The sequence below is a fragment of the Burkholderia sp. Ax-1720 genome, from assembly GCF_011753035.1.
Taxonomy (GTDB): domain Bacteria; phylum Pseudomonadota; class Gammaproteobacteria; order Burkholderiales; family Burkholderiaceae; genus Burkholderia; species Burkholderia gladioli.
In genome coordinates this window covers 1-11,049 of record NZ_VWWK01000208.1, presented here as the reverse complement: position 1 = coordinate 11,049, position 11,049 = coordinate 1, and the positions used below count along the sequence as shown (strand labels likewise).

Here is an 11,049-nt window from a genome sequence, read left to right as displayed (position 1 = left end):
CTCGCCTGCGGGGCGGGGCCGGGCGAGACCTCATGGCTCGCCCGAGTCGCGCTCGTCGCCCAGGCGGTGCGGGGATCGCGGCGCGGCTTCATACCGGCTGCGCGGCGGGGGCCGGGCTCGACAGGCGCGGCACGCTGCGGTCGTTGATCGGCAGGTGCAGCAGGCCGGCGGCTACGCCGAGCGCCATCGAGCCGTACCAGAGCGGCAGGTAGGAGTGGGTGGCATCGTAGACGACGCCGCCGAGCCAGACGCCGAAGAAGCTGCCGAGCTGGTGGCCGAAGAACACGAAGCCGAACAGCGTCGCGATATAGCGCACGCCGAACACCTGCGAGACCAGGCCGTTGGTGAGCGGCACCGTGCCGAGCCAGATCAGGCCGGTGACGAAGGAGAACAGGTAGAGGCTGGCGGGCGTGAGCGGCAGCAGGATGAACAGCGCCATCGAGATCGCGCGCGTGAAGTAGATGCCGGCCAGCAGGTACTTGCGCCGCCAGATGCCGCCGGCATAACCGCACAGGAAGGTGCCGAGCGTGTTGGCCAGGGCGATGGTGGCCAGCGCGATGCTGGCCTGGCGCGCGCTCATGCCGCGATCGAGCAGGTAGGCCGGCATGTGCGCGGCGATGAAGGCGAGCTGGAAGCCGCAGGCGAAGAAGCCGATGTTGAGCAGCCAGAAACCGCGATGCGTGAGTGCCTCGCGCACCGCGGCGCGCATCGTCTGGTGGCTGCCGCCCTCGGCGCCGCGCACCGGCGGCCGGTCGCGCAGCCAGGCCGCGAGCGGCGCGGTGGCCAGCATCACGGCGGCCAGCACGAAGCTGGCGCGCACCCAGCCGATCGAGTCGATCATGCCCTGCGCGAGCGGCACCATCACGAACTGGCCGAGGCCGCCGATGGTGCCGGCCATGCCGAGCGCCCAGCCGCGATGCTCGGCCGGGAACAGCCGCGAGAGCGCGCCATATACGGCCCCGAAGGCGGTGCCCGACAGCGCGATGCCGACCATCAGGCCGGTGCCGAGCGTGTAGACGCCGGGCGTGGCCGCCAGCGCCATCACCACCAGGCCGAGCGCGTAGAGCACGGCGCCGGCGAAGATCACGCGTGCCGAGCCGTAGCGGTCGGCGATCATGCCGGTGAAGGGCTGGGCGATGCCCCACAGCAGGTTCTGCAGCGCCAGCGCGAGGCCGAAGGTCTCGCGGCTCCAGCCGTGATCGAGCGTGACCGGCATCAGGAACAGGCCCTGCACGTTGCGCACGCCCAGCGCGCCGCCCATCACGATGCCGCCCATGATCACCAGCAGCCAGCGGTGGCGCCAGGCCTCCTCGGAACGGATCTGCATATGTCTCCTTCTCATGTCGCGCGGCACGCGTCGCGAGCGCGACGCCAGCCGTCGCGGGCCGCCGGGCCTCAATTAAGCGCCTGGCGGGAGCGTGCATCAAGTGAGAATGCGGCACGCTTCGCATGCGCGAGCCGCATGAAAGGGGTCGCATGCGATGCGCACCGATGCAGGCGCCGGGCGGGAGGGAGTCAGCAGCCCGGCGATCCTCCGTATCGAAATGCTTGGCCGGTCGACGGCCTCCAGGTGCGAATCAGCGCGCGTCCTGCTCGTCGAACTCCAGCTTGCGCGCGGGTTCGACCCCGGTGGCGGCCAGGATCCAGTCGATCACCGCGCGCACGTCCTCGCGCGGTTCGGGATCGACCTGGTGCAGCCAGTAGGCGTAGCCGGTGGCGCGATGCGAGTCGGACTCGCCGATCGCGGCGAGCCGGCCGTCGGCCAGCAGCGGCGCGACCAGGGCCACGCGCCCCAGCGCGATGCCGCGCCCGGCCAGCGCGGCCTGGATCACCTGGTCGTATTGATTGAAGCGCAGCACGCCGCGCCGCTGCGCGGCCTCCAGGCCGAGCGCGCCGAGATGATCGGCCCATTGCAGCAGCGGGCGGCGCGGGCCGTCGAATTCGAGCAGCGCGTGGCGCGCCAGCGTGTCGGCATCCAGCGCGGTGACGCCCAGCGAGGGATGCGCCACCGGCACGATGGTCTCGTCGAACAGCCGCACCGAGCTGGCCGGCGCGTGGTCGGCCGCCGCGTAGCGGATCGCCAGGTCGATGCCCTCGGCGCGCAGGTCGAGCAGCTTGTCGGTGGCGGCCACCCGCAGGTCGACGCCGGGATGCGCCTGCTGCAACTCGCCGAGCCGCGGCAGCAGCCACAGGCCCGCCACGCCGATGCTGGCGGTGATGGTCACGGGCTGGGGCGCCTTGGGATGGGTCAGGGCCTCCACGCTGTCCTGCAACTGGCGCACGGCTTCGTCGGCGACGCGAAACAGGCGCTCGCCCTCGGGCGTAAACGAGATCGAGCGGTAGCCGCGGTGGAACAGGCGCGTGCCGAGCGCCTCCTCGAGCGCATTCACCTGGCGGCTCACGGCCGATTGCGTGAGGCACAGGTCCTGGGCGGCGAGCGTGATGCTCATGCGCCGGCCGACGGCCACGTAACCGCGCAGGAGATCGAGCGAGGGGAGTTTGATGAGCGGGACTGTCATGCGCGAGCCTCATGCGATCAATGCAAGAAGATTGATTGAGTCGAGCGGGGCGGTCAAGTGCAATAGCGCTCGGAGCCTGCCCTGCGATCAAGCGGAATGGGCATGGCATGCACTGCGGGTATGTGAGGGAAAATGGCCGATACGACTGGAAAGACGCGCGACATGGACCACGCGGCCGACGCCGGGCCCGAGCCGGTCACCATCGTCGCCGGGGACGGTTATCCGATCGGCGGCTTCGTCTGGCGTCAGGCCGCGCCGCCCGATCCGCTCGCACCGCGCCCGGTGGTGGTGGTCAACGCGGCCACCTCGGTGCGCTGCCGTTACTACTTCCGCTTCGCGGCCTGGCTGCATCGCCACGGCTGCGATGCGATCGTCTACGACTATCGCGGCATCGGCGAATCGCGCCCGCCGGTGCTGGCGCGATTCGAGGCGAGCTGGCTCGACTGGGGCGAGCGCGATGCCGAGGCGGTGCTGCGTTACGCCTCGATGGCCTTTCCCGGCCAGCCGATCGACGTGGTCGCGCACAGCATCGGCGGGGTGGCGCTGGGCCTGGCGCCCTCGAACCACCTGGTGCGCCGCGTCTTCACGATGGGCGCGCAATACGCGCACTGGCGCGATTACGCGCCGCGCAGCCGGGTATCGATGCTGTGGAAATGGCACCTGGTGATGCCGCTCGTGAGCACGTTGTGCGGTTATTTCCCGGCGCGGCGGCTCGGCTGGATGGAGGACACGCCGCGCGGCGTGGCGCTGTCCTGGAGCCGCAGCCGCGCCGAGTTCGAGCACACCTACCGGCGCGCGCCGATCCGGCGCGGCGAGCGCGAGCGCCGCGCGCTGGTGCAGCGCTTCGCGGCCCTGCGCGCGCCGATCCTGGCGCTCAGCGTGAGCGACGACCCGTTCGGCACGGTCGCCGCGATCGAGCGGCTGCTGCGCTACTTCACCCGCAGCCGCGTCACCCATCTGCGCCTGAACCCGGAACAGGTGGGCGAAACCGCGATCGGCCATTTCGCCTTCTTCCACAGCCGCTTCGAGGGCAGGCTCTGGCCGATGGTGCTGGACTGGCTCCTGCGCGGCCGGATCGCGGACGAGGTGCCGGGGCGCATCGTCTCCGAGCGCGAGGCGGCCGAGGCCGGCGGCAGCGAGGACGAGCCGGGCGCGATCGAGCCGGAGGCGGTGCTGCTCTAGCGCGGGCTCCACGGTTTCGTCGCGTGCGCGATGCTTGGCAGGTCCCGCACGCGCCGCGCGCCGCGCGCGAGGATAGCGCGCGGCCCTTTTTCTTCCCGGCTGCCTGCCGGTGGTGGGCGCGGCTGCGTCCTTGGCGGCGCGCTGCCGCCAGCGCCAGCCCGAGCTCAGCCTTCGCGCCGACGCGCGAAGTAATGCGCGGGCGAATCGCCGAACGCGCGCCGGAACATCGCGATGAAATTGCTCGGCGTGGCGTAGCCGAGCGCATCGGCCACGTTGGCGACCGGCGCGCCGCCGGCCAGGCGCTCCAGCGCCAGCGTCAGGCGCGCCTGCTGCCGCCACTGCGCGAAGCTGGTGCCGGTCTCGGCCTGGAACAGGCGGCTCAGCGTGCGCGCCGACAAGCCGCCCCATTGCGCCCAGTCCTCCAGCGTGCGGCCCTCGTGCGGCTGCGCGAGGATGCGCCGGGCGATCTTCAGCAGGCGCCGGTCGGCCGGCATCGGCAGGTGCAGCGGTTCGTGCGGCGCGCGGCGGATCTCGTCGAGCAGCACGCGGCTGATGCGCGTCTCCTCGGCGCTCAGCGTGTCGCGCCCATACCAGCTCACGGCGCGGCGCACCAGGGCCGCCATCAGCTCGGTGGTCGCGATCACGCAGGGTTCGGCGGGCAGGGTGCGGCTCGCCGCCGGCGCGATCGCCACGCTCCAGCCGCTCAGCGCGCCGCTGATGCTGACCTTGTGCGGCACCCCGGGCGGAATCCAGCCGGCCCGGTGCGGCGGCAGCAGCCAGGAGCCGTGCGGGGTGCGCACGTGCACGCAGCCGCTCTCGATGCAGAACACCTGGCCGCGCCGGTGCTGGTGCCAGTCGATCTCGCGCGTGCCGAGGCGATAGGCGTGCGGCCCGCGGTGCTCGCCGCCGGGCAGGGCGATCAGGACCGGGCCGTCGAGCCGCTCGATCGCTTCCTGGAGCGTCGAGGGGCTGTCGGGGGTGGATGAAGCCGGGTTGGAGGTCATGGCCGGAATTCATTATTTTTTGACCAAACGACATTATCAGCTTTGCCCGCCGCCGGCCAACAATGCTCCTCGTGTGGTTGCAAAACCCGAATTCGATGGAGCGTTCACCATGACTACCCGAACCACCAGCACCCCGGCGCTGCGCATCTTCGACCTGCGCGAATTTCCCTTCGTCCTAATGCGCAACGAGACGATCGAGGACGGTTACGCCGCGCGCTGGGAGGACGAGATGCAGACCCTGTTGCGGATCGGCATGCCGTTCGTGATGATCTTCCCGGCCGGCCGCCCGGAGGAGGGGCACGAGGACCGCAAGCAGCGCGGCCTCTGGCTCAAGCAGAACCGCGAGGCGCTGGCCGCGATCTGCCGCGCGCTGATCTCGATCGAGCCGGATCCGGCCGAGCGCGAGGCCGCGCTCGAGCGCGCGCCGGGCATCGAGCGGGCCTTCGGGGTGCCGGTGGAGGTGGCCGCCACGCTCGACGAGGCGCGCCGGATCGCCTTGAATCGCATGACCGGCGCCGCCGAGGGCTCGCTGGTGGCCTGATCCCGCGCTTGCTCGTGTGGTTCGAATCGCCGGCGCGCTCGCGCCGGCGGTTTCCCGCCTGATCCGTTTCGTTCTCCCGCCTTCCTTTCCCCGCCATTCCACGCAATTCCCCGCCTCGCCGCCTCGCCGCCTCGCCGCTTCCCCGGCGCGAGTTCCCGCATCCGCTTGCCGCGACCCGGCCGCGCCTCGGCCGTCCCGGGCCTTCCATCGCCTCGTCGCCTGCCAGGGTTCCGCTTTCCTCCGAGGAAAGCGGGGCGGGCCCCCTGCGGTTTTCCCCTAGTGATGCCTGCTTGACTTGTTCAAATTGGAACCTTAATTTTGCGCCTGTTCCTACATGTACTTTTTAGAGGAACAGGCCGGTCGAAACGACCGCATCCCATCCGACCAGGGTTCCACGATGTCCTTCCGTCTGTCGCGTCTGACGTTCGCGCTCGCCGCCGGCCTGCTGCCGCTCGTCGCCCATGCCGATTCGAGCGTCACGCTGTACGGCATCATCGACGAGTTCTTCCAGTACGTGAACACCGGCAACGGCTACACCGCGGCGATCGGTTCGTCGGGGCAGTGGGCCAGCCGGATCGGGCTGCGCGGCCACGAGGACATCGGCGGCGGCAACTACGTCAACTTCGACCTGCAGAACGGCTTCAACCCGAACGACGGCAGCTTCGCCACGCCGGGCTCGATGTTCAGCCGCCAGGCCTGGGTCGGGCTGGGCGGCAACTGGGGCGAGCTGCACGTGGGCCGCCAGAACTCGCCGCTGTTCAACGACCAGGGCGGGCTCGACGCGTTCGGCGCGGCCACCCAGGCTTCCGGTTTCAGCAACATGGAAACCTACGCGGTGCGCACCAGCAATACGGTCTCCTACACGTCGCCCTCGCTGTCGGGGCTGCAGTTCAGCGTCTATGTCGGCTTCGGCGACGCGGGCGGGCTGCGCTCGGGGGGCGCCAGCTACCAGGCCGACGTGACCTACGCGCACGGCCCGTTCTCGGCGATCGCGGCGGCCCAGGCGGTGCGCAGCGCCGACAACAGCACGCTCGACCGCACCGCCGAGGTGGGCGCCGGCTACCAGATCGGCAAGACCACCGTTTATCTCGGCTGGAGCGGCGCGAAGTGGGCCGACATCGGTCTCGACGTGAATATCTACGGCATCTCGGCGCTCTACCAGGTGACGCCCGCGCAGGCCCTGTCGCTGGGCGGCACCTACCTGCACGACGAGACGGGACAGGGCGCCAACGCCCGGCAGATCGCCGCGCTCTATACCTACACGTTCTCCAAGCGCACCTCGCTGTACGGCGCGCTGTCCTTCCTGCAGAACCGCGGCGACGCCTCGTACCGGCTGGCCGGCTCCGCCAACGCGGGCCTGCCGCTGGCCTATCCGGGCGCGGACGCGCGCGGCTTCCAGCTCGGCATGGTGCATCGCTTCTGAGCCCGCCGCCGCCGTTTTCCCGTTCCCTTCATCGATCGTTTCAGCGAGTGAGCCGAGCTTCCGTCATCACCATGCGTGCGTCCCGATCCACCTTCCGGCGCCGCCCGTCGTCAAACCTGTGCATACTTGTACCTTTTGCGACGCGCGAACGGCTTTCCGCTACCGGAAACCGGGGCCGCGCGGCACTTGCTGACAGGAGACAGAAGATGGTGCGTAAATCGGCCAGGACGTCCGAAGTCGGGCGTTCCAAGGCACACCGGGTGGCGGCGGAGCTCGAGCGGGACATCCTGAGCGGGCGGCTGCCCTATGGCCAGCAGCTCGAGAGCGAGAGCGAGCTGGTCGAGCGTTTCGCGGTGAGCCGCAACACGGTCCGCAAGGGCCTCGACCTGCTCACCAGCAGCGGCCTGATCACGCGGCGCGGCGGGATCGGCTCCTTCGTGACCTTCCACGGCCAGGCCATCGACGGCTCGCTGGGCTGGACCACCGCGCTGGAGCGCGCCGGCGGCAGCGCGCAGACCAAGCTGCTGCAGATCGCGATCATCGACGACGAGGCGCTGGCGGCCGAACTGGGCCTGGCCGGCGCGCGCTTCGTGGCGATCGACCGGATGCGCGTGATTGGCGACACGGCCGCGCATATCTCGCTGGAACGCAGCCGCCTGCCGTTCTCCGACGAACTGGCCGCGCTGCCGCTCGAAGGGCTGGTGGGCGGCTCGCTGAACCGCACGCTGGCCGAGCACGGCATGGTGGCCGACCACGGCGAGCAATGGGCCGAGGTGGTCGGCCTGGAGGCCGAGGACGCGCGGCTGCTCAAGCGCCGCGCCGGCACGCCCTTCCTGCGCTCGCGGCGCCTCACGCGCGACCGCGAGAACCGCGTGATCGAGTACGTGGTGAGCCTGCTCGACCCTGCCCACTTTGCCCTGCACCTGGAATTCTGATGTCGATCGACCGTACTGATTCGTTTCCCGACCCCGACCAGGCCGATGCCGCGCGCCTGGACCGCGCGCGCGGCGCCTTCTACGGCCTCGCGCTGGGCGATGCCTTCGGCATGCCGACCCAGGCCCTGAGCCGCGAGACGATCCGCGAACGCTTCGGCCGCGTCACGGGCCTGCTCGACGCGGGCCCCGACCAGCCGATCGCGCCGAACATGCGCGCCGGCGCGATCACCGACGACACCGAGCAGGCGGTGCTGGTGGCGCAGTTGCTGGTGGACGGGCAGGGCGCGATCGCGCCGCTCGAGTTCGCGCGGCGCCTGATCGCCTGGGAAGCCGACATGAAGGCGCGCGGCTCGCTGGACCTGCTCGGCCCCTCCACGCGGCGCGCCACGCAGGCCATCGTCGATGGCGAGGACGTCTCGCTGGCGGGCCGCTTCGGCACCACCAACGGCGCCGCGATGCGCGTCACGCCGGTGGGCATCGCCACCTCGCTGGCCGATCCCGAGGCCTTCGTCGAGGCGGTGGTCGGTTCCTGCCTGGTGACCCATCACACCACGCTCGGCATCGCCAGCGCGGCCGCGGTGGCGGCCGTCGTGTCGGCCGGCATCGAGGGCGCCTCGCTGGGCGAGGCGCTGGAGGCCGGCACACGTTTCGCCGAGCTCGGCGAGACGCGCGGCAACTGGATCGCCGGCGCGCGCATCGGCGCGCGGCTGCGCTGGGTGGCGGGCGAGAGCGCCGCGCGCAGCGGCGAGGCGCTGGCCGACTGGCTGTACGAAGTGGTCGGCACCTCGGTGGCCTCGCAGGAATCGGTGGTGGCGGCCTTCGCGCTGGCCCACGACGCGCGACGCCACGGCACCGCGATCGAGGCCTCGCTGGCCAGCGCGGCCAGCCTCGGCGGCGACACCGACACCATCGCCGCGATGCTCGGCGCGATGCTCGGCGCCTGCGCCGGCTACCAGGCACTGCCCCAGTCACTCGTCGAGACCGTGCGCCGCGTCAGCGCGCTCGATCTCGATGCGCTCAGCGCGCAACTGCTCGCCTTGCGCGGCGCACGGGGCCCGCGCGGCTAGCGCGAGCCCCGCGCATCCCGCGCGTTCCCCACCCAGCTTCAGGAGACAGACAGATGGCTTCGTCCCGCAACCCCGCGCACGCCGGCAAGATCGAGGCGCGCGGCATCGAACCGGTACCCGACGACGAGTGTCGCGGCCATCCGCTGCAACTGTTCTGGGTCTGGTTCGCCGCCAACATCAGCATCCTGGCGCTGCCGCTGGGCGCCACCCTGGTGGCCTTCCAGCACCTGGCGATCTGGCAGGCGATGCTGGTGGCGGTGGTCGGCGCGGCCGGCTCGTTCGCGCTGGTCGGGGTGATCTCGATCGCCGGGCGGCGCGGCCATGCGCCGAGCCTGACGCTCTCGCGCGCGGTGTTCGGCGTGCGCGGCAACATCGGGCCGACCATCGTCTCGCTGCTCTCGCGGCTCGGCTGGGAAACCGTCAACACCACCACCGGCGCCTACGTGCTGCTCTCGCTGTTCTCGATCGTGTTCGGCGGCTCGGCCGAGGCCAAGGCGCATCCGCTGCTCACGCTGCTGTTCATCGCGATCTTCGTGGCGGCCACCCTGGTGGTGTCGGGCCTCGGCCACGCCACCCTGCTGGTGATCCAGAAGTGGTCGACCTGGGTCTTCGGCGCGCTGAACCTGGTGGTGGCCGGCTTCCTGGCCCAGGCGATCGACTGGCACGCGGTGTTCGCGGCGGCCCCGGCGCCGGCCAGCGCGGTGATCATCGGCATCGGCACCATCGCGGGCGGCACCGGCATCGGCTGGGCCAACGCCGGCGCGGACATGTCGCGCTACCAGGCGCGCGAGGTGAAGGCCGGCTCGCTGGTCGCCTCGGCCGCGTTCGGAGCGGGCATCCCGCTGATCCTGCTGATCACGCTCGGCGCGCTGCTCGCGGTGGGCAACGACAAGCTCGCCTCGGCCACCGACCCGATCGCCGCGATCCGCGATCTGCTGCCCCACTGGATGGCGATTCCCTACCTGATCGCCGCCTTCGGCGGGCTGCTGCTGTCGAACTACCTGTCGGTCTATTCGGCCGGGCTCACCACGCTCACGCTGGGCCTGAAGGTCAAGCGCGTGCAGGCGGTGGTGGTCGACGTCGTGGTGATCTCCACCGGCTCGATCTACTTCATGCTGGTCGAGGGCAGCTTCTACGGCCCCTTCATCGGCTTCATCTCGCTGCTGGCGGTGCCGATCACGGCCTGGGTCGGCATCTTCATCGTCGACCTGGCCGGCCGCGACGGCTACCGGCCCGAGGCCCTGCTCGACGTCAGCCCGGCCAGCGCCTACTGGTATCGTGGCGGCGTGGAATGGCGCGCGTTCGGCGCCTGGGCGCTGGCCATCGTGCTGGGCTTCAGCTTCCTGTCGATCGGCGGCGAGCACGGCTTCCACGGGCCCTTCGCCGGCAGCTGGCTGGGCCGCAACGGCCTGGGCTGGATCGTCACCTTCATCGTCGCGGGCGGTCTCTATGCGCTGCTCGGCGGCGCGCGGCGCAATCGTGGTCTGCAGGAGCGTATGTCATGAGTTTGGCAGTTCCCCGTCTGATTCATACGGGACAGGTATTGGTGGACCTGATCATGCGCGTGGGCGCGCTGCCGCCGCCCGGCGGCGACGTGCTGGCTTCCGAGGCGCGCTTCGAGGTGGGCGGCGGTTTCAACGTGATCGCGGCCGCGCGGCGCAGCGGCATGGCCTGCGTCTATGCCGGCGGCCACGGCACCGGGCGCTTCGGCGAGCTGGCGCGCCAGGCGCTGGCCGCCGAGGGCGCCGAGCTGGCCGCGCCGCGCGTGCTCGATCGCGATACCGGCATCTGCGTGGCGATCGTCGACGCCAGCACCGAGCGCACCTTCGTCACCCATCTCGGCGCCGAGGCGGTGCTGGAGCGTGACGTGCTCGACGCGCTGGCGGTGACGCCGCGCGACATCGTCTATGTGACGGGCTACGGCTTGTGCGTGCCCGACAAGGGCGCGCTGCTGGCGGACTGGCTCGAGACGCTGCCCGAATCGGTGGTGGTGGCCTTCGATCCCGGCCCGCTGGTCGACAGCATCGAGTCGGCGCTGCTCGCGCGCGTGATGCGGCGCACGCGGATCTGGACCGGCAACCGCGAGGAGGCGCTGCGCCACACCGGCCGCGCGAGCGTCGAGGCGGCGCTGGACGAGCTCGCAGTGGGCTCGCGGTTCCGTCGAGTGTGGACCGCTCGGGGGGATGCAGGCCACGCTGACGGTGCTGGCCCTGGCGGGCCGCGACGGCAAGCGCGGCGGCGTGGCGATAGGGGCGGGCCAGGACCGCGGCGAGTTCGAGCCGATGGGCGCGGGCTGGTTCGTGGTCGGCTCGGACCAGCCGCTGCTGCGTCGCGGCGCGCTCGGCATGATGGCCTGACACGGCAGCCGCCTGCCGGGA

General features: G+C 71.2%; 10 protein-coding genes. 7 read left to right on the top strand and 3 right to left on the bottom strand.

The window, feature by feature from the left end; genetic code table 11:
- Positions 1 to 88: 88 nt before the first annotated feature.
- Complete coding sequence (locus F3J18_RS32460; RefSeq protein WP_025099291.1) at positions 89 to 1,327, bottom strand: MFS transporter; 1,239 nt, start codon at positions 1,325 to 1,327, stop codon at positions 89 to 91.
- Between the two features lie 250 nt (positions 1,328 to 1,577).
- Positions 1,578 to 2,519, bottom strand: a complete 942-nt coding sequence (locus F3J18_RS32455) for a LysR substrate-binding domain-containing protein (RefSeq protein ID WP_105829632.1) — start codon at positions 2,517 to 2,519, stop codon at positions 1,578 to 1,580.
- Between the two features lie 132 nt (positions 2,520 to 2,651).
- Between F3J18_RS32455 and F3J18_RS32450 the strand changes: the two genes are divergently transcribed.
- Entirely contained in the window at positions 2,652 to 3,701 is a 1,050-nt protein-coding gene (locus tag F3J18_RS32450; protein WP_166916191.1) for an alpha/beta fold hydrolase, read from the top strand.
- 164 nt (positions 3,702 to 3,865) lie between these two features.
- Here F3J18_RS32450 and F3J18_RS32445 read toward each other — a convergent pair whose 3' ends face one another.
- The gene (locus F3J18_RS32445; RefSeq protein ID WP_166916190.1) at positions 3,866 to 4,705 is read right to left on the bottom strand and encodes a helix-turn-helix transcriptional regulator; all 840 of its coding nucleotides are present in this window, start codon (positions 4,703 to 4,705) and stop codon (positions 3,866 to 3,868) included.
- Between the two features lie 109 nt (positions 4,706 to 4,814).
- Between F3J18_RS32445 and F3J18_RS32440 the strand changes: the two genes are divergently transcribed.
- The 6 genes from F3J18_RS32440 to F3J18_RS32415 form a co-directional block, all read left to right on the top strand.
- The gene (locus F3J18_RS32440; RefSeq protein ID WP_025099295.1) at positions 4,815 to 5,246 is read left to right on the top strand and encodes a hypothetical protein; all 432 of its coding nucleotides are present in this window, start codon (positions 4,815 to 4,817) and stop codon (positions 5,244 to 5,246) included.
- 397 nt (positions 5,247 to 5,643) lie between these two features.
- Entirely contained in the window at positions 5,644 to 6,669 is a 1,026-nt protein-coding gene (locus tag F3J18_RS32435; RefSeq protein ID WP_166916188.1) for a porin, read from the top strand.
- Between the two features lie 206 nt (positions 6,670 to 6,875).
- On the top strand, positions 6,876 to 7,604 hold the full coding sequence (locus F3J18_RS32430; RefSeq protein ID WP_013698563.1) for a GntR family transcriptional regulator: 729 nt from the start codon (positions 6,876 to 6,878) through the stop codon (positions 7,602 to 7,604).
- On the top strand, positions 7,604 to 8,671 hold the full coding sequence (locus F3J18_RS32425) for an ADP-ribosylglycohydrolase family protein (protein ID WP_166916186.1): 1,068 nt from the start codon (positions 7,604 to 7,606) through the stop codon (positions 8,669 to 8,671). The genes F3J18_RS32430 and F3J18_RS32425 overlap by 1 nt, the downstream gene beginning before the upstream one ends.
- Before the next feature lie 53 nt (positions 8,672 to 8,724).
- Positions 8,725 to 10,176, top strand: coding sequence for a cytosine permease (locus F3J18_RS32420; RefSeq protein WP_166916184.1), 1,452 nt, complete (start codon positions 8,725 to 8,727; stop codon positions 10,174 to 10,176).
- Positions 10,173 to 11,049, top strand: an 877-nt coding sequence (locus F3J18_RS32415) for a PfkB family carbohydrate kinase (RefSeq protein ID WP_240156471.1), incomplete at its 3' end; no start/stop codon positions are given. The genes F3J18_RS32420 and F3J18_RS32415, both read left to right, overlap by 4 nt.